Genomic DNA, 25941 nt, shown 5'->3' on the forward strand with positions numbered 1-25941 from the left:
CGCGGTTCCGGGGGGCGAACTGGTCGCTGCGGCGCGCAACCATTATGCTAGCGCCATGTCCGTTGCCACCCGTACCGTCTCGCCGGATGAGGCCGACACGCGCCTCGACCGTTGGTTCCGCCGTCACTTCCCGGCCCTGACCCAGGGCGCGCTGCAGAAGATGCTCCGGACCGGCCAGATCCGCGTGGACGGGCAGCGGGCGGAGGCAAACACCCGCCTCGCCGCCGGCCAGGCGGTGCGCGTGCCGCCGATGCCGGAGTCGCCGGCACCGGTCGCGCGCAAGGCGGTGTCCGACCGGGACGCGGCGATGCTGGAGCGGCTGGTGCTGTACCGCGACGATTCGGTGATCGCGCTGGACAAGCCGCACGGCCTGGCGGTGCAGGGCGGGCCCGGGATCACCCGCAACCTCGATGCCATGCTCGATGCGCTGCGCTTCGGGTCGGAGGAGCGGCCTCGCCTGGTGCACCGGCTGGACCGCGACACCTCCGGCGTCCTGCTGCTGGCGCGCACCCCCGGCGCCGCCGCGAAGCTCGCCGCCGCCTTCCGGGGCCGCGACGCGGAGAAGACCTACTGGGCGGTGGTGGTGGGCAACCCCACCCCGCAGGACGGGCGCATCGACCTTCCGCTGACGCGGCAGGGCGGCCCACGCGGCGAGCGCACCGCCCCGGCCACCGAGGGCGAGGAGGGCACGCGCGCCGTGACGGATTTCCGGACCCTCGACGCCGCGCGCGGCCATGCCGCATGGCTGGAGATGCAGCCGCTGACCGGGCGGACCCACCAGCTCCGCGTCCATGCCGCCGCGGCGCTGAAGACCCCGATCCTGGGCGACGGCAAGTATGGCGGCGCCGCCGCGCATCTGGAGGGACTGCCCGGCCAGCTGCACCTGCACGCCCGCGCCATCGCGGTCCCTCACCCGGAGGGCGGGACGCTGGAGGTGACGGCGGCCCTGCCACCGCACATGTCGGAGACCTTCGGCTTCCTGGGCTTCGACCGGCCGAAGACACCCAAGCCCCGCCGCTTACGCTGATGCGCCGCCGTCTCTGGCCCTGGGTCCTGCTCGGGCTGCTGCTCGGGCTGCCCGTGCTCGCCGTCGGTGCCGGCTGGATCCTGCTCGACGGGGAGATGCTGCGGGCCCGGGTGGAAGCGGCGGTCACCCAGGCGACCGGCCGGACCTTCACCCTCTCCGGCCCGGTCCGCTTCGTTCCATGCTTGGTGCCCACGGTGACGCTGGAGGGGCCGAGCCTGGCCAACCATCCGGGCGGGGCGGACCCGGCCCTGTTCACGGCGCAGCGGGTGGAGGTGCAGGTGGCGCTGCTGCCGCTGCTGCACCGGGAGATCGAGATCCGCAAGCTGTCGCTCGTCTCGCCGCGGCTGATGCTGGAGCGCGACGCCGCCGGCCGGCCCAACTGGCTGCTCGCGCCGACGCCGCGGCAGGCCGTGCCGGGCGGCCCGGGGAGGAGCGACCCGGGCTCCGCCCCGCGCGGCGGCTTCAGCCTGAACATCCGTCAGGTCGCCGTCACCGACGGCACGGCGACCTTCAGGGATGTGCGGACAGGGCTGGTGGAGACGCTGGCCCTGCCCCAGCTGACGCTGGAGGCCCAGCCGGACGACACTCTCCAGGGCCAGGCCGGGATGGTGCTGCGCGGGCTGACGCTGCATGCGCAGCTGCGTGGCGGCACCCTCGCCGCCCTGCTATCGCCCCAGTCCGGCCCGCCCTGGCCCTTCACTATCGCCGTCACCGGTGACGGGCTGCAGGCGGGGTTCGACGGCAAGCTGGCCGGCGGGGCGCCTCAGGGCCTGTTGCAGATCGCCGCCGACCGCCTCGCCACCCTGGCGCCGCTGCTGCCGCCCTCGGCCCCCCTTCCGGTCGCCGAGGGCATCACCCTTGCCGCCTCGCTCAGCCCCGGCGGCCCCTCCGACATGCGGCTCGGCGTGCAGCGGCTGGCCCTGCCCGGCCTCGCGCCCGATCTTTCCGTCGGTCCGCTGGAGGCCAGGGCAGCCGGGCTGGGCGCGCCGCTCTACGCGCGCGGTGCCCTGCAGCTGGCCGAGCTCGGGCTGGACTGGAGTGCCGACCTGCCGCCGATCGATGCCCTACGGCGGAATGGCCCACTCTCCTTCCATGCGCTGTTGCGGGGGGCTGGCCTTCGGGTCCTTGCCGAGGGCGGGCTGCCGGGGATGCGGTCCCAAGGCCTGTCGGCGCGCTTCGAGCTGACCGCCGAGGACCTGTTGCCGGTTGGCGTGGCGGGCCGCCTCCCCCTGCCGGGGCTGCGCAACCTCTCCGCCTCCGCCCGCGTCACGGGGCAGGCGGACGGCGCCATCCGCATCGACCGGTTGCGCCTGACCGCCGATCAGGCGGAGTTGCAGGAAGGCCAGGTGCTGCTGCGGCCCGGCGCGCCCGTGCATCTGGAGGCGTCCGCCGCCCTCGCGCGGCTCGACCTGGATGCCATCCCCCTCGCCTCCCGCCCGCCCGCCCGCGACCCGGCAGCCGATCCCTCGGCCCCTATCCCGGCCGCCGCCCCGCCCTCCCCGCGCCGGGTCATTCCCGCGACGCCGCTGCCGGTGGCGGCGCTGCGGCAGGCGTCGGGCACCGCCTCGCTGCGGATCGCCACGCTGCGGGCCGGCGGGCTGGACTGGTCCGGGCTGGAGGCCCACGCCCGGCTCGAGCAGGGGCGCCTGACGCTGGAGCCGGCGACGGTCACCGGGCCCGGCGGGACCCTCAGCCTGACGGCGCAAGCGGATGCGGCGCAGTCGCCCCCGGCCCTGTCCGTGTCGCTGCGTTCCGGCGCTCCCGGGCTGGAGGTCGCACCGATCCTGGCCGCGCTGGGGCAGCCGCCCCTGATCGAAGGGCGGCTGGAGCTGGAGGCCGACCTCTCCGGCCAGGGCGCCGACCTGCGGCAGTGGGCCGCCACGCTGGACGGCCCGCTCGGCCTGACGATGGTGGATGGGCGCCTGGCCGGCGCGCTGCTGGACCGCTGGGGCGGGCTGCGCCGGCAAGTGCTGCCGAACCTCCCTGCCAATGGCTGGGTGCCGCTCCGCTGCCTCGCGGTGCGGCTGGAGGCACAGGACGGCGTGGCGCAGGTGCCGGTGCTGCTGCTCGACACGCCGCTGGGCAGCGCGGGCGGCGCCGGCCGCATCGACCTGCGAAACGAATCGCTCGACCTCCGGCTGCTGCCGCGCACCCGCATCGGGCGGGTGGAGGTCAGCGCCCCGCTGCGCGTCCTGGGCACGCTGGCCGCCCCGCAGCCGCGCGTCGATCCCGAGGCGGCCGGGGCCGCCGCGGCCGCGGCGCTGGGCGGGCTGGCGGCGCGCCAGGGCGGGCAGGCCGGTGCCGTGCTGGGCTCGCTGCTGGGCGCCACGGCGGGGAGCGGGCCGGTGGACTGCGCCGGACCCTTGCGCGCCGCGCGCGGCGGGCGGGAGGGGCCGTTGCCAGCCGGGGCGGCCGCGCCGGATGCGGCCGCCCCGGCGGCCCCCAGCAGTGGCGTCCCGGCGCCCCGGGTCCAGGATCTGCTGCGTGGCCTGCTCGGGCGCTGATCGCGGGGAAGGTTTCCGCTTTGCCGGCCGGCACCCTACATCTGCCGCCATGAAGCGTTTCTGGGATGATGCCGCGGTGGCCGAGCTGCCGGACGGCTTCGGCGTGGCGCTGGACGGGCGGCCGCTGCGGCTGCCGGGCGGCGGCGGGCTGCGACTGCCGCGCCGCTCCCTGGCGGAGGCGGTGGCCGAGGAATGGCGCCGCGCCGGCGGTACCCGGGGTGGCGAGGCCTCGCTGGAGGAGCTGCCGCTGACCCGCCTCATCGGCACGGCGCAGGACCGCATCGCACCCGATCCGGCGCCAAGCGTGGAGGCCATCGCCGCCTATGGCGCGACCGACCTGCTCTGCTACCGCGCCACGGAGCGCGCCCTGGCGGAGAAGCAGGCGCGCGACTGGCAGCCGCTGCTGGACTGGGCGGCGCTGGAGCTGGACGCGCTGCTGCGGGTGACGACCGGGCTGATGCCGGTCGACCAGGACCCGGCCTCGCTCGCGGCGCTGCGCCGGGCGGTGGTGGCGCATACCCCGCTGGAGCTGGCGGCGCTGGGTGTCGCGGTCCCGGCCCTGGGCAGCCTCGTGCTCGGCCTCGCCCTGTCGCGCGGCCGGCTGGACGCGGCGGAGGCGCACCGGCTGGCCACGCTGGACGAGGCCCATCAGGAGGCCTTCTGGGGCGTGGATGCCGAGGCCGCGGCGCGGCGCGTGCGGGCGGCGGCGGATGTCGCGCTGGCGGATCGCCTGCTGCACCTGGCCAGGGCGGCATGAGCGCGCGCCGGCTGCGTATCCGGGGCCGGGTGCAGGGCGTGGGCTACCGCGACTGGCTGCTGGGGACCGCGCGGGCGCACGGTCTGGCCGGCTGGGTCCGCAACCGGCTGGACGGCTCGGTGGAGGCGCTGCTCTCCGGCGACGAGGATGCCGTGCGGGAGGTGGTGAATGCCTGCCGCCGCGGCCCGCCCCTGGCCCGGGTGGACGAGCTGGACGAGAGCTTCGCCGATCCGCCGGACGGCCCTGGCTTCCTGCGTCAGCCCACCGCCTGAGCCTCCTCCGCTCGCGGCGCGGGGCTGGGGCGCGGCCGCATCGCCGGGCTTGCATGCCGCACCGCAGCAAGCCATCTTGGCGACACCGGCGATTCGCGCCGGGTAGCTCCCCCGGACGCGTGCGGGCCCCTGTTCCGGGCCCCGCGGGGGGATGACGACACCAGGGCCGCCGCTCGCGTCGTATGCGGCCCGCTCGAGGCACTCCCGGCCGCCGAAGGCCCGGTGCCTCCCGGACCGCAAGACACCTTATGACCGAATTCGCATCCCTCGGCCTCGCCGCGCCGCTGCTGCGCGCGCTGGAGGAGGAGGGCTACTCCACCCCCACCCCGATCCAGGCCCAGGCCATCCCGGCCGCGCTGGAAGGCCGCGACGTGCTGGGCATCGCCCAGACGGGCACCGGCAAGACGGCGGCCTTCGCCCTGCCGCTGCTGCACCGGCTGGCCTCCGACAAGCGCCGCGCCCAGCCCACCGGCTGCCGCGCGCTGATCCTCTCGCCGACGCGCGAGCTGGCCTCGCAGATCCACGACAGCATCCGTGCCTATGGCCGTCACCTGGGCCTGCGCACCGCGCTGGTCTTCGGCGGCGTGCCGGAGAACCCGCAGAAGCGGGCGCTGGCGCAGGGCGTGGACATCATCGTGGCGACGCCGGGCCGGCTGCTCGACCACATCAACACCCGCCACTGCCGCCTCGACGGGCTGGACGCCTTCGTGCTGGACGAGGCGGACCAGATGCTCGACCGCGGCTTCTGGCCCTCGATCCGCCGCATCGCGGGGATGCTGCCGAAGCAGCGGCACACGATGTTCTTCTCGGCCACCATGCCGGAGGCCATCGCCTCGCTCGCCAAGGACCTGCTGCGCGAGCCCGTCAAGGTCGAGGTGACGCCCGTCGCCACCACCGCCGAGCGGGTGAACCAGCGCGCCATCCACGTCGACCGCGACGGCAAGCGCCGCGTGCTGGCCGACCTGCTGCGCGGCGAGGGCGTGGGCCGCGCCCTGGTCTTCTCGCGCACCAAGCACGGCGCCGACCGCATCGTGAAGCAGCTGGAGCTGGACGGCCTCGCCTCCAACGCCATCCACGGCAACAAGAGCCAGGGCCAGCGCGAGCGCGCGCTCGACGCCTTCAAGCGCGGCACCGCGCCGATCCTGGTCGCGACCGACATCGCCGCGCGCGGCATCGACGTCTCCGGCGTGACGCACGTCATCCAGTACGACCTGCCGGACGTGCCGGAGACCTATGTCCACCGCATCGGCCGCACCGCGCGCGCCGGCGCCTCGGGCGAGGCGGTGGCGCTGGTCACCCCGGACGAGGTGCCGCTGCTGCGCGCCGTCGAGAAGCTGACGCGCCAGTCCGTGCCGGCCGAGGGCGACATCCCCACCGGCCCGGCGCCGCGCATGCCGCACCGGGTGGCGCAGGGCCAGAACCAGCGTCAGGGCCAGCGCCAGGGTCAGGGGCAGCGCCCCGGCCAGGGTCGCGGCGCCCCGCACCACGGCCGCGGCGCCGACCACGCGCCGCATGGCCGTGCCGCCGAGGGCCGCCGCGGGGCCGGGCCTGCCGGCCCCCGCCCGGCGCAGGACGCCCGGGCGATGCGACGCGAGGAACCCCGGCGCGACGACAGCGGCAAGGACCGCCGTTGGCGCGACGGCGATTTCCGGGACAGCGGCTCCGGCCGCCACTGACCGCTTGCGGCCCGCCCCCGCGGCGGGCCGGCATGGCGCGGGACGGCACCGCGCGGGGCTGGCCGCCGGCCCCGCCGGCAGGCTTCCCTTCCATACCGGGACTCCTGGCGGCCCGGGGGCGGCCCGGTCAGGCTGACGCCGCCGGGGCGAGCCGTTCCTGGCGCCGGCTGTCCTGGTGCGCCGCGATCAGCTCCGTTCCCACCGGCAGGGGCGGCTGCACCGCGAAGTCGCCCTTCGTCGCCGGGGCCGGCCCCTGGACGCGGCGCCAGACGCCCCAGGCGACGATCATCAGCTGCGCGGCCACCACCATCCAGACGAGGCTGCGCGGGCCGACGGCGGACATCGCCGCCCCCGCCGCCACCGGCCCCAGGGCCGCGCCGGCCCCCTGGACCATCAGCATCCCGGCCGAGGCGGAGACGAACTCCTCCGGCCGCACCATGTCGTTCACATGGGCCAGCACGACGCTGTAGGTCGGCACCACCACGCCCCCGAAGACGAAGACCAGCGCGTAGAGAACCCAGCTATCGACGCCGCCGGGGGTGAGCAGCACCATCGCGCTCAGCACCCCCGCCGCCACGAGCGCGATCGCGACCACCAGCGTGCGGCGGTCCACCCGGTCCGACAGGTGGCCCAGCGGCCAGGTCATCAGCGCCGCGCCGGTCGCGCCGGCCGCCATGAAGACGGCGACCCCCGAGGACGACAGCCCGCTGCCCTGGGCGAAGACCGGCCCGAGCGAGAAGAAGGCCCCCGTGCTGGCGCCGCAGAGCAGGGCCGAGACCAGGCCGAAGGGCGACTGCGCGTAGAGCCGGAACAGGTTCGCATGGGTCTCCGCCGGCGGCACCGCCGGGGCCTGCGCCTGCGACAGCGCCACCGGCACCACCGCGGCCGTCAGGAGGATGGAGACGAGGCAGAACAGCGTGTAGCCGCCGGGATCGGCCACCGGCAGCAGGAGCTGCCCCACCACCCCGGCGGCCAGGCCCGTCATGCCGTAGACGGACAGGATGCGGCCGCGCACCTCGTTGGCGGCGACGCCGTTCAGCCAGCTCTCCACCGCCATGAACAGCCCGGCGAAGCAGAAGCCGGTCAGGGCGCGCGCGATCACCCAGGCCGCCGGATCCCGCCACAGCAGGTGGATCAGCGGCACCATGGAGGCGAGCGAGGCCAGGGCGGCGAAGCTGCGCGTCTGCCCCACCGCCCGGATCATCCGCCCCGCCACCAGCGACCCGGCCATCATCCCGGCGAAGAAGCCGCCGCCGATCAGCCCGATCACGGTGGTGGGGAACCCCTCCATCCCGCCGCGCACGGCGAGCAGCGTCCCCTGCAGGGTATTGCCCATCTGCAACAGGCCGAAGCCGGCGAGCAGGGCGGCGACGACGGGCAGGGTCGAGGCCAGGGAGGCTGGCGGGGACTGGCGCGGCATCGCCCGGACCTTGCACGCCGCGGCCGGCTCTGCAAAGCCGCGACGGCCATCGCCCCCGGACGCCCCGCAGCCCGGGCATCGCCGGAAGGAGCCACCCCCTGAGCGCCGCCCCGATCATCCCGCCCGGCATCGTCAGCCTCGCCGACTACGAGGCGGCGGCGCGCGACCGGCTGGACCCCGGCACCTGGGCCTATATCTCCGGCGGGGCGGCGGACGAGCTGACGCTGCGCTGGAACCGCGCGGCCTTCGACCGGATGCGGCTGCGCGGGCGCGTGCTGGCGGAGATGGCGGGCGCCCATACCCGCCTGACCCTGCTGGGCGAGGCGCTGCGGCACCCCGTCCTCCTCGCCCCCACCGCCTTCCACCGCCTGGCCCATCCGGAGGGCGAGGCCGCCACGGCGCTGGGTGCCGCCGCGCTGGGCGCGGGGATGGTGCTGAGCACCCAGTCCAGCCTGCCGGTGGAGCAGGTCGCGGCGCGGCTGCGGGCCGGCGGCGCGGGGGCGCCGCTCTGGTTCCAGCTCTACCTCCAGCACGACCGCGGCTTCACCCGCGCCCTGGTGGAGCGGGCGGAGGCCGCCGGCTGCACCGCCCTGGTCCTGACCGTCGATGCCCCGGTCAGCATCCGCAACCGCGAGGCGCGGGCCGGCTTCGCCACGCCGCCGGGGATCGAGGCGGTGCATCTGCGCGGCCTGCCCCCTGCCCCGCCGAACCGGGCCGGCATGACCGAGAGCGCCGTCTTCGCCGGCCTGCTGGACGGCGCCGCGACCTGGCGCGACGTCGCCTGGCTACGCGGGGTCACGCGGCTGCCGCTGCTGCTGAAGGGTGTCACCGACCCGGAGGATGCGGAGCGCGCCGTGGCCGAAGGCGCGGCCGGGATCGTCCTGTCCAACCATGGCGGACGGGCGCTGGACGGGCTGCCCGCCACGATCGACCTGCTGCCGCCCCTGGCGGAGCGGGTCGCGGGGCGGGTGCCGGTGCTGCTCGATGGCGGCATCCGGCGCGGGACGGACATCCTGAAGGCCCTGGCCCTCGGCGCGCGGGCGGTGCTGGTGGGGCGGCCGCAGCTCCATGCCCTGGCCGTGGGTGGGGCGGTCGGGGTGGCGCACATGCTGAAAATCCTGCTGACCGAGCTGGAGACGGCGATGGCCCTCACCGGCTGCCGGGACCTGTCCGCGATCGGGCCGCAGGTGCTCTGGCGCGCCGCCGGCGAACCCTAGGCCACGATCCCCGCTCGCGGGAGCGGGGATCGTGGTCCAGCCTTTGTCTCGGCGCGTGACTCACGCTCCAGGGCCGGCCGCGATCAGCCGGCCCGGAGGCTGCTCCCGGGATCGCGGCCCGGCGCCCGCGCGGGTTCCGGCGGCAGCACCGCATCCGGCTCCCGGCCGTGCCGCAGGCAACCGCGCACGATGGGCGCGCAGACTCCCTCGCGGCCGAAGGTGTCGTCGTTGTCCCCGGTGTAGCGGACGCCCGTCACCCGCCCGTCCGTCAGCCGGAACAGGGCGGTGCAGTAGGAGCCGCTGCCACCGATGGTGAAGCCGCCCAGCATGGGCAGGCTCATCGACACGCCGCCCCGGTTGTCGTTCTTCTGCTCGTAGCTGAACAGCTCCGTCCGCGGGTCCAGGCGCTTCGTCCGCGTCGGGATGCCGGCGCAGGATTGCAGGTCGTCGGCCTTCATGCCGACCAGCTGCTCCCGGCCCTCCTCCGCGACATGGGCGCCGCAGGAGGCGAGCAGCAGCAGGGTGACGGGGATCAGGTTTCGCATGGCGTCTCCGGGCTGGTTTCCGGCGGTTTCCTCCCTGGCCGCGGCAGGCGCGGCCCGGCGGCCGCCCGCTCCGGCCGGCCTGCCCTTCGCCGCGGCAGGTCGGGGCGGGACGTCCCGGCCGCAACCCCCGGCGGCGACCCCTTCCGCCGGCGGAAACTTCCCCCCGCCGCGCCGCGCTGGCGTGTCCGGGGCCCGCGATCCGGCGGGCCGCCCCGCACACGGACCCCCGCATGGCCGCCACCCCGCTGCGCTACCAGCCCGCCTTCGAGACGCCCGAACCGGACGAGGCGGAGACCCAGCGCGAGCTGGTGGAGACGCTGGAGGGCATCATCCGCACCGTCTACGAGGACAGCGGCCATGCCCTGCGCAGCGTCCATGCCAAGAGCCACGGGCTGTTGCAGGGGGAGTTGCGGGTGCTGGGCGGCCTGCCAGAGGCGCTGGCCCAGGGACTGTTCCGCCACCCGGCGACCTATCCCGTCATCCTGCGGATCTCCACCAACCCGGGCGACATCCTGGACGACAGCATCGGCCTGCCGCGCGGCCTGGCGATGAAGGTGCTGGGCGTGGAGGGCGCGCGGGTGCCGGGCGACTCGGGCGGCACGGTGCAGGATTTCGTCATGGTGAACGGCCCCGCCTTCGCCGTGCCGAACGCGAAGAAGTTCCTCGGCACGCTGAAGCTGCTGGCGAAGACCACCGACTCCCCGCAGGTGCTGAAGAAGGCGGTGGCCGCCGTGCTGCGGGGGGCGGAGGCGACGGTCGAGGCGGTGGGCGGCGAGAGCGCCACGCTGAAGACCCTCGGCGGCCATCCACGCACCCATCCGCTGGGCGAAACCTTCTACACCCAGGTCCCGATCCTCTACGGCCCCTACATGGCGAAGCTGTCGCTGGCGCCGGTCTCGCCTGCGCTGAAGGCGCTGAAGGACCAGGCGGTCGAGACCGGCGGCCATCCGGACGCGCTGCGCGAGGCGATCAACGCCTACTTCGCCAAGCAGGGCGGGGAATGGGAGCTGCGCGTGCAGCTCTGCACGGATCTGGAGACGATGCCGATCGAGGATGCCTCCGTCCTCTGGCCCGAGGAGGAGAGCCCCTACCGCGCCGTGGCGACGCTGAGCGTGCCGCGCCAGACGGGCTGGAGCAAGGGACGGGCCAAGGTGGTCGACGACCGCCTGTCCTTCAGCCCCTGGCACGCCCTGGCGGATCACCGCCCGCTGGGCTCGGTGATGCGGGCGCGCAAGCCAGCCTATGAGGCCTCGGCGGCGCTGCGGTCGCGGCTGAACGGCTGTCCCCTGCATGCCCCGGCGCCGTCGGAGCGGCTGCCGGCCTGAGCAGCCCCCACGGCGGGAACGATTCGCGCGCGGACCGGCCCCGTCGCCTGGTTGACAGAGGTTAGGGACCGAAGGGACCCTCCACCACCGTCGCCGGCGAGCGGCCGGCGCCGGGCCGGCCTGCCGGGGCGACGGGGAACCCGTCCGTGCCCTCTGTACCCTGCCTGCCCTCTCCTGCATCGCCGGCGCGCCGGCGCCATGCCGCCGTCGGCGCCTTGCTGGCTTCCCTGGCGCTGGCGATGCCCGCCACCGCGCAGGTGCTGACCTTCGGCAACAACGCCACCGTCACCAGCATCGACCCGCACTTCTACACGGCCACGCCGAATGTCGAGGTGACGCGCCAGATCTTCGACGGGCTGACCGCCATGGCGGCGGACGGCTCGGTGATCCCGGGCGTCGCGGAATCCTGGCGCCAGGTGGAGCCGGAGATCTGGGAGTTCCGGCTGCGCGAGGGTGCGCGCTTCCACGACGGCACGCCCTTCGCCGCCGAGGATGTCGGCTTCACCCTGTCCCGCGTGCCGAACGTGGCGAACAGCCCCGGCTCCTTCGTCATCTTCACCAGCACCATCGCCCGCGCCGAGGTGGTCGATGCCCGCACGGTGCGGCTGCACACCAAGGGTCCCGATCCGCTGGTGCCGGTGAACCTGGCCTGGGTCGGCATGCTCAGCCGCCGGCTGCACGAGGGTGCGACGACGGAGGGCTTCAACGACGGGCGGCTGGCCGTCGGCACCGGCCCCTTCCGCTTCGGCGCCTATGTGCCGGGCGAGCGTGTGGAGCTGCTGCGCAACGAGGGCTACTGGGGTGGGAAGCCGCACTGGGAACGCGCCGTCAACCGCACCATCCGCAACGCCGGCGCCCGCACCGCCGCCCTGCTCTCCGGCGACGTGGACGTGATCAACGGCGTGCCCACCGCCGACCTCGCCCGGCTGCGCGCCGATCCGCGCGTGACCGTGGAGGAGACGGTGGGGCTGCGCATCGTCTACCTGATGCTGGACACGCTGCGCGACGAAACCCCCTTCGCCTCCGGCCCGGAGGGCGAGGTGCTGGCGCGGAGCCCGCTGCGCGACCTGCGCGTGCGCCGCGCCCTGTCGCTCGCCATCGACCGCGCGGCCATCACGGAACGGATCATGGAGGGCTCGGCCGTGCCGAGCGCGCAGCTCGTGCGGCCCGGCCTGGCCGGGCACGTGCCGGGGCTGGAGCCGGCGACGGACCCGGCCGAGGCGAGGCGCCTGCTGGCCGAGGCGGGCTTCGCGCGCGGCTTCCGCCTGACCCTGCACGGGCCGAACGACCGCTATCCCAACGACGCCCGCGTGCTGCAGGCGGTGGGCCAGATGTGGCAGCGCGTGGGAGTGCAGACCCAGGTGGAGGCGATGCCCTGGGCCGCCTATTCCGCGCGCCAGGCGAAGCGGGAGTTCTCGGCCTACCTGCTCGGCGGCACGGCCACGACCAGCGAGGCCTCCTATCCGCTGCGCTCCATCCTGAACCTGCGCGACGCGGCGCGGGCGAACCGGCGCTACGACAACCCCGCCTTCGAGGCGGTGCTGGACGAGGCCGGCCGCACCGCCGACCCCGCGGCGCGGGAGACGCTGCTGCGGCGGGCGGTGAGCATGGCGATGGAGGATGTCGCCATCCTGCCGCTCTACATCCAGAAGGCGACCTTCGCCCTGCGCCGCGGCCTCGCCTACCCCGCCCGGGCGGACGAGGCGCTGCACGCGGCCGAGGTCCGGCCGGCGCCCTGACCCGCGATCCGCGACATCACCCAAGGAGACGAGACGTGACCGGGACACGAGAGGGCGCGCTGGAACGGGCGCGCGGGCTGTTCGACGACGGGTCCTTCCTGGACCGGCTGGCCGCGCTGGTCGCCGTGCCGACGGAGAGCAACCCGCCGGAGCACAAGGCGGATCTGGAACGCTACTGCCACGACGTGCTGGGGCCGATGCTGGAGGAGATGGGCTTCGCCGTGCAGGTCCTGCCCAATCCGGAGCCGGTGCACGGCCCCGTGCTGCTGGGCACGCGGATCGAGGACCCGGCCCTGCCGACGCTGCTCTTCTACGGCCATGGCGACGTCGTGCGCGCCATGCCGGAGCGCTGGCGCAAGGACCTGAAGCCCTACGAGATGACGATCGAGGGCGACCGCATCTACGGGCGCGGCACGGTGGACAACAAGGGCCAGCACCTGCTGGGGATCGACGCGATGCGCGCGGTGATCGCCGAGCGCGGGCGGCTGGGCTTCAACGCCAAGGTGATGGTGGAGACGGGCGAGGAGGCGGGCTCGCCCGGGCTGCTGCCCTTCCTCCGCCAGCACAGGGACCTCTTCGCCGCCGACCTCTTCGTGGCGCTGGACGGGCCGCGCGTGTCGCGCGAGGTGCCCGATGTCAGCCTCGGCACCCGTGGCGGGGTGGCGATGGACCTCGTGGTGAACCTGCGCGAGGGCGGCCACCATTCCGGCCACTGGGGCGGTCTGCTGAAGGATGCCGGGGTGGTGCTCTCCCACGCCATCGCCAGCATCATCTCGCGCGACGGCCGCATCCTCGTCCCCGGCTGGCGGCCGGAGTCCATCCCGGAGGCGGTGAAGCGCGCCGCGCGGAGCGTGGTGGCGGAGCCGCAGGCCGGCGCCCCGGTGCCCGAGCCGGAATGGGGCGAGCCCGGACTCAACAACGCCGAGCGCATCTATGCCTGGAACAGCGCCATCGTGCTGGCCAGCATCTCCGGCCAGCCGGAGGGGCCGGTGAACGCGGTGGGCGGCACGGCCCGCGCCCGCATCCAGCTGCGCCACATCGCCGATACGCGGAGCGAGGACGTCGTCCCCGCCCTGCGCGCGCATCTGGACGCGCAGGGCTTCCCCGAGGTGGAGGTGGTGCCGGTGACGGAGCGGGACATGTTCCCCGCCTCCCGCACCGACCCCGAGAACCCCTGGGTGCGGCTGGTGGTGGAGAGCTTCGCCCGTACCGTGGGGCGGCCGCCCAACCTGATCCCGAACATCGGCGCCTCCGGCCCCTCGGAATACTTCCGCGAGGTGCTGGGCGTGCCGGTGATGTGGATCCCGCACTCCTACGGCGGCTGCGGCCAGCACGGCCCGGACGAGCACGGGCTGGGCAGCCTGTTCCGCGAGGGGCTGGGGCTGATGGCCGGGGTCTGGTGGGACCTGGGCGAGCGCGGCGCGGCGGTGAAGGCCGGCGCCTGAGACGGCGCGGCGGGCCCTGCCACCCCCGGCGGGGCCCCTGCCGCCCCTGCCACCCCTGCCCCGGGGGGGCGGCCGGTCAGCCGAAGACCTCGCCCCAGGCGGCCATCAGCGCCGAATCGGCCTCCTCCATCGTGGCGGGGATGCCCAGCGCGTGCAGGCTGGTCACCCCATGCTCGCGGATGCCGCAGGGGACGATGCCGCCGAAATGCGACAGGTCCGGGTCCACGTTCAGCGCGATGCCGTGCCAGGAGACCCAGCGCGTCACCCGCACGCCGATGGCGCCGATCTTGGCCTCCGTCCCCGAGGCCCGGTCGGCCACCCAGATGCCGACCCGCCCCTCGCGCCGCTCCCCCTTCACGTTGAAGCGGTCCAGCGCCCGGATCACCCATTCCTCCAGCCCATGGACATAGGCGCGGACATCCCGCGCCGCGACGGTGCCATGCGGCCGGGTCAGGTCCAGCATGACATAGGCGGTCCGCTGGCCAGGGCCGTGGTAGGTCCACTGCCCGCCCCGCCCCGCCTGGAAGACGGGGAAGCGCGCCTCGGTCAGCCCCTCGGGCGTGGCGGAGGTGCCGGCCGTGTAGGTGGGCGGATGCTCCACCAGCCAGATGCGCTCGCCCGCCCCGCCTGCCCGGATGGCGGCGGCGCGCGCCTCCATGGCGGCCAGCGCGTCGGGATAGGGCAGGTATCCCGGCTCCGCGACCCATTCCGGTCCATCCGGCGACAGGATCGTGCCGGGGGCCGTTGCTGTGCCCGCGCTCATCGGCTATAGGCCCGCCCGCGGAGCGGCCGACCGGCCGCCTGCCGCCTGCGGTCGTGGCGGAATGGTAGACGCGCCAGCTTGAGGTGCTGGTGGGGGCAACCCCGTGGAAGTTCGAATCTTCTCGACCGCACCACTCTTCCCTCGAAGGCGATCGCCCGTCACGCTGGCTCCCGACACGCTGGCGCAACGGGCGGTGTGAACCGGAACCCTGTGGGGGAAGTGCCGATGGACGAGGATTTCCGCAAGGCCGCGCTGGACTATCACCGGCTGCCGCGCCCCGGGAAGCTCAGCATCGAGCCGACGAAGCGCATGGCGACCCAGCGCGACCTGGGCCTGGCCTATTCCCCCGGCGTCGCCGCGGCCTGCGAGGAGATCGCGGCCGATCCCGACACCGCCTGGGACTACACCACCCGCGGCAACATGGTCGCCGTCATCACCAACGGCACCGCCGTGCTCGGGCTCGGCGCCATCGGCGCGCTGGCGTCGAAGCCGGTGATGGAGGGCAAGGCGGTCCTCTTCAAGAAGTTCGCCGGGCTCGATTCGGTGGACATCGAGGTGGACCAGCTCGACCCCGAGAAGTTCGTCGACGCGGTGGCGGTGCTGGAGCCCTCCTTCGGCGCGATCAACCTCGAGGACATCAAGGCGCCGGAGTGCTTCGAGATCGAGCGCGCGCTGCGCGAGCGGATGCGCATCCCCGTCTTCCACGACGACCAGCACGGCACCGCCATCATCGTCGCGGCGGCCGTGCGCAACGGCCTCCTGCTCCAGGGCAAGGACATCGCGAGCGCGAAGATCGTCACCTCCGGCGGCGGGGCGGCGGCGCTGGCCTGCCTCAACCTGCTGGTGGAGATGGGCGCCAAGCGCGAGAACATCACCGTCACGGACATCAAGGGCGTCGTCTGGATCGGCCGCAACGAGCTGATGGACCCCTACAAGGACCGCTACGCCCGCCACACGGAGGCGCGCACGCTGGCCGATGCGCTGCCGGGGGCCGACGTCTTCCTGGGCCTCTCCGCGCCGCGCGTGCTCAAGCCCGAATGGCTGCCGCTGATGGCGGAGAAGCCGCTGATCCTGGCGCTGGCCAATCCCGAGCCCGAGATCCTGCCCGAGGCGGTGCGCGCCGTGCGCCCCGACGCCATCGTGGCCACCGGGCGGACGGACTATCCGAACCAGGTCAACAACGTCCTCTGCTTCCCCTTCATCTTCCGCGGCGCGCTGGATGCCCGCGCCACCACGATCAACGAGGCGATGAAGGTCGCGGCGGTCGAGGCCATCGCCCGACTCGCACGGGCCGAGGCGAGCGAGGTGGTCGCCGCCGCCTATGGCGGGCAGGCGCCGGTCTTCGGGCCGGACTACATCATCCCCAAGCCCTTCGACCCGCGGCTGATCCTGGAGATCGCGCCGGCCGTGGCCAAGGCCGCCGCCGAGAGCGGCGTCTCGCTGAAGCCGATCGAGGACCTCGCCGCCTATCGCCGCTCGCTGGAGCGCTTCGTCTACCGCTCGGGCGACCTGATGCGCCCGGTCTTCGAATCCGCGCGCAAGGCGCCGCGCCGCGTCGCCTATGCCGAGGGCGAGGACGAGCGCACGCTGCGCGCCGTGCAGACGGTGCTGGACGAGGGCATCGCCGAGCCGGTGCTGATCGGCCGGCGCGCGGTGATCCAGGCCAAGGTGCAGGCGATGGGCCTGCGCATGGACCTGGAGGAGAGCGTCACCATCCTCGACCCGGAGGCGGATGCGGAGACCTTCGCGCCGCTGACGGAGCTCTACATCCGCAAGGTCGGGCGCCGCGGCACGCCGCCGGAATCCGCCCGGCGCCGGGTGCGCACGCGGCCCACGGTCGCCGCCGCGCTGCTGCTGGAATCCGGGCAGGTGGACGCGGCCATCGTCGGCGGGCTCGGCGAATGGATGACGCAGTGGCACCACGTCAACGACATCATCGGCAAGCGCGAGGATGTCGGCCGCGCCTATGCCCTGACCGGCGTCATCACCCAGGCGGGCGTGCTGTTCTTCGTGGACACCCACCTGCTGCTGGACCCCAATGCCGAGCAGGTGGCGGAGATGACGCTGCTGGCCGCCGAGCAGGTGCGCGCCTTCGGCCGCACGCCGCGCGCGGCGCTGCTCTCCCACTCCTCCTTCGGCGCGTCGCAGGCGCCGTCCGCCAAGAAGATGCGCGACGCCCTGCGCCTGATCCGCGAGCGCGCGCCCGACCTGCAGGTGGATGGCGAGATGCATGCCGACGCCGCGCTGATCCCCGCCATCCGCGAGCGCGCGGTGCCGGACGGCAAGCTGGAGGGCAATGCCAACCTGCTGGTCATGCCCAACCTCGATTCCGCCAACATCGCCTGCAACCTGGTGAAGGCGGCGGCGGACGGTCTGCAGGTCGGCCCGATGCTGCTGGGCATGCGCAAGCCCATCCACGTGCTGGTGCCGTCCGTGACGGCGCGCGGCATCGCCAACCTCACCGCGCTCGTGGTGGCGCAGGAGGCGGTGGCGGAGAGCGCGGGCGGCTGACGCCACCGGCCGCGCCGGGAGGGGCGTTCCCGCCCCCTCCCCCTGCGGCTCACTCCGCGGTGGCGGTCAGCCCCAGCACCCGGACCGGCCCGCCGGGCGCCATGACGGCCCCCTGCATCTCTCCCAGCCGCAGCGGCTGCGGCGGGTTCAGCGCCAGGGTCAGGCGGCCGGGCTGGCGCAGGAAGCGGGCCACCGCCTCGCGCACCGCCCGCTCCTCCGGCGAGGGGCCGCCCATGGCCACGCCGGCGCCGCCCTTGGGCGCACCCGCCCCCGGCTTGCGCGCCGCCGGGGCTCCGCCGGCCCCGGGTCCGGACCAGGGCGCGGGCATCGCCAGCACCCCCGCCGCCAGGCTCTCGCGATACTGCTGCTCCGGCACGCCCGACAGGGCGGCCTGCTGCGCCATCAGCCGGGGCGCCAGCCCGGCATCCTGGTAGGAGAAGGTCAGCCCGACCAGCCGCGCCTGGGGATAGGCCATCAACTGCCCGATCGGGTCGATCACCTGCCCGGGCTCGCGCGGCGGCAGCTCCGTCATCTCCATCCGCAGCTCGAGCCGGCCCATTTCCGACAGGTCGATCTGCAACGGTTCCAGGAACAGGTGCCGCCCCGAATCCTCGGTGCGCGCCGCCATGGTCAGCCCGCCAGCCACGCCCTTGTAGCCCAGCTCGTCCAGCTGGGAGCCGCCCAGCTCGTCCGGCAGGTTCAGCCGCAGCCCCTCCAGCGCCAGCCGGCCGGTCTCGCTCCCCGCCCGCGACGGATCGGCGCCGCCTTCCAGCCGAAGCCTGTCCAGCGCCGCGAGGGGCGCCGCGTCGAGGGTGACCGCCAGCCCCCCCATCTCCAGCCGGGATCCCTGCGCCGTCGCCGGCGGGCGGGGCATTACCCCCGCGGCCATGGCCGCCGCCGTGCCGGGCAGGTCGAAGCCCGACAGCGCCACCTCGCGCACCGACAGGTCGATCGCCCCCACCCCGTCGGACGTCCCGCGCACCGACAGCCCGTCGAGCCGGGCGTCGCCGGGGCGGCCGCCGCCCCACTGCCGCACGGCGACGCGCTGCAGCCCGGCCTGGATGTCCGCCTCCTTGTCCTCCAGCGCCACGCCTTCCACGCCGGCGGAATCGAGCGTCACCGCCGTCCAGTCGAAGGGCTGGCCCGCCGGGGGCAGGACGAGCTCCGTCACCTCGAACCGCGCCATGGCCAGGTTCAGCCTGTCGTCCGGCACGGTCACCCGCAGCCCCTGGCCCTCGGCCGAATCGACGCGCTCCGCCGAGGCGCCCTGCAGCACCACCTCCTCGATCCGCGTCTCCTCCCGTCCCTGCCGCAGCACCACCGCGCGCAGCCGGGTTACGCCGCCCGCCTCGTCCAGCCGCTGGCCGATCTCCAGGGTCGCGTCCTTGGGCAACGCACCGCGGATGCGCTCCAGCAGGGCGTCCACCGCGGCGGAGGGGGCCGCCTGGGTGGCGGCCGGTGGCGTCGCCTGGGCCGCTGCCTGGCCGGGCCAGCCGAGCGCCGCCACGAGCAGGGCAGCCAGCGGACGGCTGGCCCGGGCCATGGCGCGGCCACGGCCGGCGAGCCGCGCGGCGCGATGATGGGACATGGAGCCTCTCCCTGGTTCTGCGTCCTGCGGCAAACGACCGCCCGCTCCGGCCATCCTTCCCCGGACGTCCTCACGCAGCCGGCCCGAATCGGCCTGCCGCGATCTGCTCTAGGCCGGATCGCGCCCCGGCGCCTCCACCCGAATGCGTGAGATGACAAGGCGCAAGCCGTCCTGGCGGCGCTGGCGTCCTGGCGCCGGCCACCCCATCTTGAGGCCATGGCGAAGCCGCCCTCCCTGCCCGCCGGAAGTGCCGTCCAGGCCTTCCTGCGGCGCGCCGAATCCCTGCCCGCCCTGCGCCCCACGGCCCGCCCGCCGGAGGCGCGGCTGCTCTTCGCCGTCGACGCCACGGCCAGCCGCCAGCCCGCCTGGGACCGGGCCTGCGCCGTGCAGGGCGAGATGTTCCTGGCCGTGGAGGGGATGGAGCGCGGCCTGGCGGTCTCGCTGGCCTACTACCGTGGCTTCCGCGAGTTCGCCGCGACCCCGTTCCTGACCGACGGGCGGGAGCTGGCGCGGCGCATGGCGGGCGTCGCCTGCCTCGGCGGCCAGACCCAGATCCTCCGCGTCCTGGAGCATGGCCTGCGGCTGGCCCCCTCCCGGGCGGCGGGAGGCGAGGCGCTGCGCGCGGTCGTCTTCGTCGGCGACGCGGTGGAGGAGGCGCCGGATGCCCTCTGCCACGCGGCGGGCCAGCTCGGGGCCGCTGGCCTGCCGGTCTTCGCTTTCCAGGAAGGCCATGACCCCCTCGCGCGGGAAGTCCTGCGCCAGGTGGCACGGCTGTCCGGCGGCGCCTGGGCACCCTTCGATTCCACCAGCCCGCGCGCCCTGGCGGAGCTGCTGCGGGCGGCGGCGACCTATGCGGCGGGGGGCGCCACGGCGCTGCGGAGCCTTGCCGGCCCGCTGGCCGCCGGGCTGGCCGGCCAGCTCCCTGCCCCCCGGCGCGGCTGAGCGGCCGATGGCCTGGCTCATCCTGGGCAGCCTGGCGCTGCTGCTGGCCCTGCTGGGGCTCAGCGCCTTCGCCCGCGCCTCGGTGGCGCAGATCCGGCTCGGCCTCGCCTGGTTCGCCGGGCTGCTCGGGGCGGCGCTGCTGGTGCTGGCGCTGCTTACCGGGCGCCTGCCGCAGCTCCTGTGGCTGGCCGTGTTCGTCGGGCCGCTGGCCTGGCGCTGGTGGCAGGGGCGGCGCCTCGCCGCGCGCTTCGCCGGCCCGCCGCCTGGCGATGCCGGGGTGGCGGCCGCGGACCAGGTCGAGACGGCGACGCTCTCCATGCGGATCGATCCCGCCGCGGGGACCCTGTCCGGCGAGGTGCGGCGGGGACCGCTGGCGGGGCGCGACCTGGCGTCGCTGCAGCGCGGGGCCGTGCTGGACTTGCTGCGCGACTGCCGGGGGGCGGATCCGGAGAGCGTGCCGCTGCTGGAGGCCTGGCTCGACCGCGCCCATCCCGGCTGGCGCGCGGCGGGCGATGCCGGCCGCGCCGCCGGGCCGATGAGCCGAGACGAGGCGCTGGCGGTGCTGGGCCTCGGCGAGGGGGCCGGGCCGGACGCGATCAGGGCCGCCTACCTGCGCATGATGCGCGCCGCCCATCCGGATGCGGGCGGGTCGGACTGGCTGGCGGCCCGGCTCAACGAAGCGCGGGACATCCTGCTGCGCGAATAGGGCCGCCACCGGGCCGGGCAGCCGTCCACCCGTCATATAGACCTGTGCATGTTGCTGTCCTCCCGGTCACGCGGGCAGGAAATCCGGCCGCCAACCGGGCGGGAAGGTCGTTTCGCCCGGACACGGAGACGCATCCCTGCAACTATGGGTTGCCATGGCTGCCGGGCTGACAGGGCCGGCTCCGCGTGGCAATGCTTCGCAGCGTTTCGGGGGAAGGACCCGCATCATCGTGACCAAGCCGCTTCGCAAGGCCGTCCTGCCGGTTGCCGGAATGGGCACCCGCTTCCTGCCCGCCACCAAGGCGCTGGCGAAGGAGATGCTGCCGGTGGTGGACAAGCCGCTGATCCAGTATGCCGTGGACGAGGCGCGGGCCGCCGGGATCGAGCAGTTCTGCTTCGTCACCGGCCGCGGCAAGACCGCCCTGGTCGAGCATTTCGACATCGCCTTCGAGCTGGAGCGCACCCTGGCGGAGCGCGGCAAGCAGAAGGAGCTGGACCTGCTCCATTCCATGGCGGTGGAGCCCGGCTCCATCAGCACGGTCCGGCAGCAGGTGCCGATGGGGCTGGGCCATGCCATCTGGTGCGCCCGCACCTTCATCGGCGACGACCCCTTCGCCATCCTGCTGCCCGACGACCTGATGATGTGCGACGTGTCCTGCACGAAGCAGCTCGCCGACGCCTATCGCGAGACGGGCGGCAACGTGGTCGCCATCGAGGAGGTCCCGATGGAGCGCGTGAACAAGTACGGCGTGCTGGACGTGGCCGAGGACAAGGGCCGGCTGGTGTCCGTCAAGGGGCTGGTCGAGAAGCCCAAGGTGGAGGAGGCGCCCTCCAACCTCACCGTCATCGGCCGCTACGTGCTGATGCCCGAGGTGATCGGCCACCTGTCGAAGATGGAGAAGGGTGCGGGCGGCGAGGTCCAGCTGACCGACGGCATGGCCAAGCTGATCGGCAAGCAGCCCTTCCACGGCCTGCGCTACGAGGGCAAGCGCTTCGACTGCGGCGACAAGGCGGGCTTCCTGGAGGCCCAGATCGCCTTCGCGCTGAAGCGCGAGGACATGGCGCCGGCGGTGCGGAGCTTCCTGCCCAACTACGTCTGATCTTCGACGGCTGAACCAGGGGACCGCGCGTGCGCATTGCCATGATCGGGGCCGGCTATGTCGGCCTCGTCTCCGGAGCCTGCTTCGCCGAGTTCGGCGTGGATGTCCGCGTCGTCGACAACGACGCGGACAAGGTCGCCGCCCTGCGCGACGGGCGGATCCCGATCTACGAGCCCGGCCTGGACCGGCTCGTGGCGGAGAACGTCCGCGACGGGCGGCTGACCTTCTCCACCGACCTGCCGGCCGCGGTGGCCGGGGCGGATGCGGTCTTCCTCGCCGTCGGCACCCCGACGCGGCGCGGCGACGGCCATGCCGACCTCAGCTATGTCTACGCCGCCGCGGAGCAGGTGGCGAAGGCCGCCAGCGGCCCGCTGGTGCTGGTGACGAAGTCCACCGTCCCGGTCGGCACCGGGCGGGAGGTGCAGGCCATCGTCCGCCGCGTGCGGCCGGAGCTCGAGATCTCCATTGCCTCGAACCCGGAGTTCCTGCGCGAGGGCAACGCGATCGGCGACTTCATGCGCCCCGACCGCGTGGTGATCGGCGTGGAGGACGAGCGCGCCGAGGCGGTGCTGCGCCGGCTGTACCGCCCGCTCTACCTGATCGAGACACCTGTCGTCGCGACCCGGCTGGAGACGGCGGAGCTGATCAAGTACGCCGCCAACGCCTTCCTGGCCGTGAAGATCAGCTTCATCAACCAGATCGCCGACCTGTGCGAGAAGGTGGGCGCGGATGTCCACGACGTGGCCAGGGGCATGGGGCTGGACGGGCGCATCGGGCGCAAGTTCCTGCATGCCGGGCCCGGCTTCGGCGGTTCCTGCTTCCCCAAGGACACGCTGGCGCTGGCCCGCACCGCCCAGGACAAGGGGGCGCCCATGTCGCTGGTGGACGCCACCATCGCCTACAACGACGCCCGCAAGGGCGCGATGGCCGACCGCATCATCGCCGCCTTCGGCGGCCGGGAGAGGGGCCGCAGGGTCGCCGTGCTGGGCCTGACCTTCAAGCCCGAGACGGACGACATGCGCGAGGCGCCGTCGCTCGACATCCTGCCGCGGCTGGTCGCCGCCGGGCTGGAGGTGTGTGCGTACGATCCCCAGCCCGGCCATGCGCGCCAGGTCCTGCCGGCGGCGGTGCGCTTCGCCGACAGCGCGATGGAGGCGGTGGCGGGGGCCGATGCCCTGGTGCTGCTGACGGAGTGGAACGAGTTCCGCGCCCTGTCGCCCGAGAGGCTGAAATCCGCCATGGCCGGGGATATCGTCCTCGACCTGCGCAACGTCTGGGAGCCGGAGGCCATGCGCGCGGCCGGCTTCCGCTACCACTCCATCGGCAGAAACTGAGGGAAAGCCCCCGGATGTTCCAGCATCGCTTCGACCCGACGAGCCTGCGCGAATACGACATCCGGGGGATCGTCGGGAAGACGCTCTCCGCGGAGGATGCCTTCGCCATCGGCCGCTGCTTCGGCTCCATCGTGAAGCGCCAGGGCGGCGCCAAGGTGGCCGTCGGCTATGACGGCCGCCTCTCCTCCCCGATGCTGGAGGAGGCGCTGGTCAAGGGCCTGACCGCCTGCGGGCTGGCGGTGGTGCGGGTGGGCTGCTGCCCGACGCCCATGCTCTATTTCGGCGCCGTGGACCTGGCCGCCGATGGCGGCGTGATGGTCACGGGCAGCCACAACCCGCCCGACTACAACGGCTTCAAGATGGTGCTGAAGAACAAGCCCTTCTTCGGCGCCCAGATCCAGGAGATCGGGAAGATGGCCGCGGCGGGCGACGTGGTGGAGGAAGCCGCCGGCTCCGCCAGCAGCGTCGACATCGCCGACAGGTACGTGGCCCGCATGGTCCAGGACTACGACGGCGGCACGCGCGAGCTGACGGTGGTGTGGGACCCGGGCAACGGCTCGGGCGGCGCCATCACGGAGAAGCTGGCCAAGGCCCTGCCCGGCAAGCACGTCATCATCAACGCCGAGATCGACGGCCGCTTCCCCAACCACCACCCCGACCCGACCGTGCTCAAGAACCTCGAGCAGATCATCGCCGAGGTGAAGGCGCAGGGCGCCGACCTGGGCATCGCCTTCGACGGCGACGCGGACCGGCTGGGCGTGGTGGACGACGAGGGGCACATGCTGTTCGGCGACCAGCTCCTGGTCGTGCTGGCCCGCGACGTGCTGAAGCAGCATCCGGGCGCCACCATCATCGCCGACGTGAAGGCCTCCCAGGTCCTGTTCGACGAGGTGGCCAAGGCCGGCGGCAAGCCGCTGATGTGGAAGACCGGCCACTCGCTGATCAAGCAGAAGATGGCCGAGACCAAGGCGCCGCTGGCCGGCGAGATGTCCGGCCACACCTTCTACGCGGACAAGTGGTACGGCTTCGACGACGCGCTCTACTCCGCCGTCCGGCTGCTCGGCATCGTCGCGCGGATGCCGGAGAAGCTCTCCGACGTGCGCAAGGCGCTGCCGCAGGTCATCAACACCCCGGAGTTGCGCTTCAACTGCCCGGAGGAGAAGAAGTTCGTCACGGTGGCCGAGGTGAAGGACCGTCTCGCCAAGGCCGGCGCCAACGTCCAGGACGTGGACGGGGTGCGCGTGCTGACCGACGACGGCTGGTGGCTGCTGCGCGCCTCCAACACCCAGGCGGTGCTGGTCGCGCGCTGCGAGGCCAAGACCGAGGCCGGGCTGGAGCGGTTGAAGGCCAGCCTGTCCGAGCAGCTCATCGCCTCCGGGCTGGAGGCGCCGGACTTCTCGGCCGAGAACGCGGGGCACTGACCCCGCTCTTCCTCTACGGCACCCTGCTCGACCCCGCCGTGCTGCGGCGGCGGTCGGGCGATCCCCGGCTGACGCATCGCACCCGGCCGGCCGTGCTGGAGGGCCACGCCCGCGTGGCCTTCCGCGGCACCCCCTATCCCACGCTGCTTCCCCGGCCCGGCACGCGGGTCCCAGGGTGGCTGATCCGCCCCTCCCCCGCCGCCCTCCGGCGCCTCGTGGAATACGAGGGCGCCTGCTACCGCCTCGTGCCCGTGCGGGTGCGTGCGGACGGGCGCCTGCGATGGGCCAGGGCCTTCGTCGTGCCGCGGCGGATGGCCGATGCGTTGCACGGATGGCCAATGGAGAGAAAAAGTCCGGGGGAGTGAACTTCCCCGAATCCTCCTCCTTCCTTCAGGAGTCCGCGGGTACCCGGACCTGTACCGAACCCGCGGGCGGAGCCCGCGTGGCACGGGTGCTGTCCCTGGTCCCGGGCGGACTCCCGAAAGAGGGAGGGGGCGCGGAGGAGGTCACTCCCCGCCCCTGTCCCGGAGCCGCCCATGCTGCAACCGCCCCCCGCCGAGCCCGGCATGCGCGAGGAGGAGGTGGACACCCCTGCCCTGCTCCTCGACCTCGATGCCTTCGAGTCGAACCTCGACGCCATGGCCACGGCGCTGGCCCCCACGGGCGCCAAGCTCCGCGCCCATGCCAAGACGCACAAGTCGCCGGTGATCGCGCGGCAGCAGATCGCGCGCGGCGCCATCGGACAGTGCGTGCAGAAGGTGGCCGAGGCGGAGGCGATGGCCTGGGGCGGGGTGGACGACATCCTGGTCAGCAACGAGGTGGTTTCGCCGCGCAAGCTGGCGCGCCTCGCCGCCCTGTCGCGGATCGCGACGATCGCTGTCTGCGCCGACGACGCAGCCGCCCTGCCCCTGCTGGAAGCGGCGGCCGAGGCCGCGCGCATCCGGCTCTCCGTCCTGGTGGAGATCAACGTCGGCACCACGCGCTGCGGCGTGCCGCCCGGGCCGCCGGCGGTGGAGCTGGCACAGCGCATCGCCGCCTCGCGCCACCTGCGCTTCGGGGGCTTGCAGGCCTATCACGGCAGCGCCCAGCACCGGCGCAGCCCCGAGGAGCGGCAGGCGGCCATCGCGGGCGCGGCGGACGGCGTGCGGCGGACGCTGGAGCAGTTGCGCCAGGTCGGTCTGGACTGCCCCGTGGTGGGTGGCGCCGGGACGGGCACCTTCCCGCTGGAGCTGGACACCGGCCTCTGGACGGAGATCCAGGGCGGCTCCTATGCCTTCATGGATGCCGACTATGCCCGCAACGAGGCACCGCCGCCCTTCCGGCAGGCGCTCTTCGTGCTGACGCAGGTGATGAGCGCGCAGCCGGGCACGGGCCGCGTCGTGGTGGATGCGGGCCACAAGGCCGTGCCGACGGACAGCGGCTTTCCCCTGGTCCATGCCCGTCCGGGGCTGGTCTATGCCGGCGCCTCGGACGAGCACGGGGTCATCGTCGCGGAGGATGCGGCGGTCCCCGCCTGGGGAGAGAGGCTGCGGCTGGTGCCGGGCCATTGCGACCCGACAGTGGATCGCTACGACTGGTACGTGGGGGTGCGGGGCGGCCGGGTGGAATGCCTCTGGCCCGTCGCCGCGCGTGGCGCGATGGCCTGAGGCG

General features: G+C 74.3%; 21 protein-coding genes and 1 tRNA gene. 18 read left to right on the forward strand and 4 right to left on the reverse strand.

The annotated features are described in order from the left end of the window. Positions 1 to 55: 55 nt before the first annotated feature. The 5 genes from LPC08_RS11310 (at position 56) to LPC08_RS11330 (ending at position 6236) form a co-directional block, all read left to right on the forward strand. A complete protein-coding gene (locus LPC08_RS11310) occupies positions 56 to 1027 on the forward strand; it encodes an RluA family pseudouridine synthase (protein WP_230452772.1) in 972 nt (323 codons plus the stop codon). Continuing rightward, complete coding sequence (locus tag LPC08_RS11315) at positions 1027 to 3531, forward strand: AsmA family protein (RefSeq protein WP_230452773.1); 2505 nt, start codon at positions 1027 to 1029, stop codon at positions 3529 to 3531. Before LPC08_RS11310 ends, LPC08_RS11315 begins: the two co-directional genes overlap by 1 nt. 49 nt (positions 3532 to 3580) lie before the next feature. Next, complete coding sequence (locus LPC08_RS11320) at positions 3581 to 4288, forward strand: ATP12 family chaperone protein (RefSeq protein ID WP_230452774.1); 708 nt, start codon at positions 3581 to 3583, stop codon at positions 4286 to 4288. Continuing rightward, positions 4285 to 4560: an acylphosphatase gene (locus tag LPC08_RS11325; RefSeq protein ID WP_230452775.1), complete on the forward strand. Its 276-nt coding sequence runs from the start codon at positions 4285 to 4287 to the stop codon at positions 4558 to 4560. The genes LPC08_RS11320 and LPC08_RS11325 overlap by 4 nt, the downstream gene beginning before the upstream one ends. 248 nt (positions 4561 to 4808) lie before the next feature. Next, positions 4809 to 6236, forward strand: coding sequence for a DEAD/DEAH box helicase (locus LPC08_RS11330; protein ID WP_304622084.1), 1428 nt, complete (start codon positions 4809 to 4811; stop codon positions 6234 to 6236). Between the two features lie 127 nt (positions 6237 to 6363). On the opposite strand, the gene LPC08_RS11335 is transcribed toward LPC08_RS11330, so the two are convergent. Continuing rightward, positions 6364 to 7656, reverse strand: coding sequence for an MFS transporter (locus LPC08_RS11335; protein WP_230452776.1), 1293 nt, complete (start codon positions 7654 to 7656; stop codon positions 6364 to 6366). Between the two features lie 128 nt (positions 7657 to 7784). Here LPC08_RS11335 and LPC08_RS11340 point away from each other — a divergent pair, with 128 nt between their 5' ends. Beyond that, complete coding sequence (locus LPC08_RS11340) at positions 7785 to 8873, forward strand: alpha-hydroxy acid oxidase (protein WP_441295839.1); 1089 nt, start codon at positions 7785 to 7787, stop codon at positions 8871 to 8873. An 83-nt stretch (positions 8874 to 8956) separates the two neighbouring features. On the opposite strand, the gene LPC08_RS11345 is transcribed toward LPC08_RS11340, so the two are convergent. Beyond that, a complete protein-coding gene (locus LPC08_RS11345) occupies positions 8957 to 9418 on the reverse strand; it encodes a hypothetical protein (protein WP_230452777.1) in 462 nt (153 codons plus the stop codon). 230 nt (positions 9419 to 9648) lie between these two features. On the opposite strand from LPC08_RS11345, the gene LPC08_RS11350 reads away from it, so the two are divergent. The 3 genes from LPC08_RS11350 (at position 9649) to LPC08_RS11360 (ending at position 13927) form a co-directional block, all read left to right on the forward strand. Then, on the forward strand, positions 9649 to 10743 hold the full coding sequence (locus tag LPC08_RS11350; protein WP_230452778.1) for a catalase family protein: 1095 nt from the start codon (positions 9649 to 9651) through the stop codon (positions 10741 to 10743). 146 nt (positions 10744 to 10889) lie between these two features. Next, positions 10890 to 12482, forward strand: a complete 1593-nt coding sequence (locus LPC08_RS11355; RefSeq protein WP_370643333.1) for an ABC transporter substrate-binding protein — start codon at positions 10890 to 10892, stop codon at positions 12480 to 12482. Positions 12483 to 12517: 35 nt separating this feature from the next. Beyond that, the gene (locus LPC08_RS11360; RefSeq protein ID WP_230452779.1) at positions 12518 to 13927 is read left to right on the forward strand and encodes a M20/M25/M40 family metallo-hydrolase; all 1410 of its coding nucleotides are present in this window, start codon (positions 12518 to 12520) and stop codon (positions 13925 to 13927) included. Between the two features lie 76 nt (positions 13928 to 14003). Here LPC08_RS11360 and lipB read toward each other — a convergent pair whose 3' ends face one another. Next, positions 14004 to 14690: a lipoyl(octanoyl) transferase LipB gene (lipB, locus tag LPC08_RS11365; protein ID WP_230452780.1), complete on the reverse strand. Its 687-nt coding sequence runs from the start codon at positions 14688 to 14690 to the stop codon at positions 14004 to 14006. A 47-nt stretch (positions 14691 to 14737) separates the two neighbouring features. Here lipB and LPC08_RS11370 point away from each other — a divergent pair. Both LPC08_RS11370 and LPC08_RS11375 read left to right on the forward strand, forming a co-directional pair. After that, a tRNA-Leu gene (locus LPC08_RS11370) sits at positions 14738 to 14823 on the forward strand. 92 nt (positions 14824 to 14915) lie between these two features. Continuing rightward, positions 14916 to 17201 (forward strand): NADP-dependent malic enzyme, encoded by a 2286-nt coding sequence (locus LPC08_RS11375; RefSeq protein WP_230452781.1) that lies wholly within the window; start codon positions 14916 to 14918, stop codon positions 17199 to 17201. A gap of 49 nt (positions 17202 to 17250) precedes the next feature. Here the strand turns inward: LPC08_RS11375 and LPC08_RS11380 are convergent, their stop codons facing one another. Beyond that, complete coding sequence (locus LPC08_RS11380) at positions 17251 to 18789, reverse strand: aq_1923 C-terminal domain (protein WP_230452782.1); 1539 nt, start codon at positions 18787 to 18789, stop codon at positions 17251 to 17253. A gap of 216 nt (positions 18790 to 19005) precedes the next feature. On the opposite strand from LPC08_RS11380, the gene LPC08_RS11385 reads away from it, so the two are divergent. The 7 genes from LPC08_RS11385 to LPC08_RS11415 all read left to right on the forward strand — a co-directional run bounded on the left by LPC08_RS11385 (position 19006) and on the right by LPC08_RS11415 (position 25937). After that, complete coding sequence (locus tag LPC08_RS11385) at positions 19006 to 19731, forward strand: vWA domain-containing protein (protein WP_230452783.1); 726 nt, start codon at positions 19006 to 19008, stop codon at positions 19729 to 19731. Positions 19732 to 19738: 7 nt separating this feature from the next. Further along, positions 19739 to 20437 carry a J domain-containing protein gene (locus tag LPC08_RS11390; protein WP_230452784.1) on the forward strand — a complete coding sequence of 233 codons (699 nt, stop codon included), beginning with the start codon at positions 19739 to 19741 and terminating at the stop codon, positions 20435 to 20437. Between the two features lie 229 nt (positions 20438 to 20666). Next, positions 20667 to 21536: a UTP--glucose-1-phosphate uridylyltransferase GalU gene (gene galU / locus LPC08_RS11395; RefSeq protein ID WP_230452785.1), complete on the forward strand. Its 870-nt coding sequence runs from the start codon at positions 20667 to 20669 to the stop codon at positions 21534 to 21536. 29 nt (positions 21537 to 21565) lie between these two features. After that, a complete protein-coding gene (locus tag LPC08_RS11400; protein WP_230452786.1) occupies positions 21566 to 22870 on the forward strand; it encodes a UDP-glucose dehydrogenase family protein in 1305 nt (434 codons plus the stop codon). 14 nt (positions 22871 to 22884) lie between these two features. Next, positions 22885 to 24291, forward strand: coding sequence for a phosphoglucomutase/phosphomannomutase PgmG (pgmG, locus tag LPC08_RS11405; protein ID WP_230452787.1), 1407 nt, complete (start codon positions 22885 to 22887; stop codon positions 24289 to 24291). Then, entirely contained in the window at positions 24288 to 24656 is a 369-nt protein-coding gene (locus tag LPC08_RS11410; RefSeq protein WP_255702344.1) for a gamma-glutamylcyclotransferase family protein, read from the forward strand. The genes pgmG and LPC08_RS11410 overlap by 4 nt, the downstream gene beginning before the upstream one ends. Positions 24657 to 24827: 171 nt before the next feature. Further along, a complete protein-coding gene (locus LPC08_RS11415; protein ID WP_230452789.1) occupies positions 24828 to 25937 on the forward strand; it encodes a DSD1 family PLP-dependent enzyme in 1110 nt (369 codons plus the stop codon). Positions 25938 to 25941: the final 4 nt, after the last annotated feature.

The organism is Roseomonas sp. OT10 (genome assembly GCF_020991085.1).
Classification (GTDB): domain Bacteria; phylum Pseudomonadota; class Alphaproteobacteria; order Acetobacterales; family Acetobacteraceae; genus Roseomonas; species Roseomonas cutis.

What these genes read in the sequence shown, in the direction of transcription:
- LPC08_RS11385 (WP_230452783.1), top strand. Translation starts at nt 19,006, where the DNA reads ATGGCGAAGCCGCCCTCCCTGCCCGCCGGAAGTGCCGTCCAGGCCTTC.
- LPC08_RS11390 (WP_230452784.1), top strand. Translation starts at nt 19,739, where the DNA reads ATGGCCTGGCTCATCCTGGGCAGCCTGGCGCTGCTGCTGGCCCTGCTG.
- LPC08_RS11415 (WP_230452789.1), top strand. Translation starts at nt 24,828, where the DNA reads ATGCTGCAACCGCCCCCCGCCGAGCCCGGCATGCGCGAGGAGGAGGTG.
- LPC08_RS11345 (WP_230452777.1), bottom strand. Translation starts at nt 9,418, where the DNA reads ATGCGAAACCTGATCCCCGTCACCCTGCTGCTGCTCGCCTCCTGCGGC.
- LPC08_RS11310 (WP_230452772.1), top strand. Translation starts at nt 56, where the DNA reads ATGTCCGTTGCCACCCGTACCGTCTCGCCGGATGAGGCCGACACGCGC.
- LPC08_RS11330 (WP_304622084.1), top strand. Translation starts at nt 4,809, where the DNA reads ATGACCGAATTCGCATCCCTCGGCCTCGCCGCGCCGCTGCTGCGCGCG.
- LPC08_RS11325 (WP_230452775.1), top strand. Translation starts at nt 4,285, where the DNA reads ATGAGCGCGCGCCGGCTGCGTATCCGGGGCCGGGTGCAGGGCGTGGGC.
- LPC08_RS11350 (WP_230452778.1), top strand. Translation starts at nt 9,649, where the DNA reads ATGGCCGCCACCCCGCTGCGCTACCAGCCCGCCTTCGAGACGCCCGAA.
- lipB (WP_230452780.1), bottom strand. Translation starts at nt 14,690, where the DNA reads ATGAGCGCGGGCACAGCAACGGCCCCCGGCACGATCCTGTCGCCGGAT.
- LPC08_RS11335 (WP_230452776.1), bottom strand. Translation starts at nt 7,656, where the DNA reads ATGCCGCGCCAGTCCCCGCCAGCCTCCCTGGCCTCGACCCTGCCCGTC.
- LPC08_RS11315 (WP_230452773.1), top strand. Translation starts at nt 1,027, where the DNA reads ATGCGCCGCCGTCTCTGGCCCTGGGTCCTGCTCGGGCTGCTGCTCGGG.
- pgmG (WP_230452787.1), top strand. Translation starts at nt 22,885, where the DNA reads ATGTTCCAGCATCGCTTCGACCCGACGAGCCTGCGCGAATACGACATC.
- LPC08_RS11320 (WP_230452774.1), top strand. Translation starts at nt 3,581, where the DNA reads ATGAAGCGTTTCTGGGATGATGCCGCGGTGGCCGAGCTGCCGGACGGC.
- LPC08_RS11375 (WP_230452781.1), top strand. Translation starts at nt 14,916, where the DNA reads ATGGACGAGGATTTCCGCAAGGCCGCGCTGGACTATCACCGGCTGCCG.
- LPC08_RS11380 (WP_230452782.1), bottom strand. Translation starts at nt 18,789, where the DNA reads ATGTCCCATCATCGCGCCGCGCGGCTCGCCGGCCGTGGCCGCGCCATG.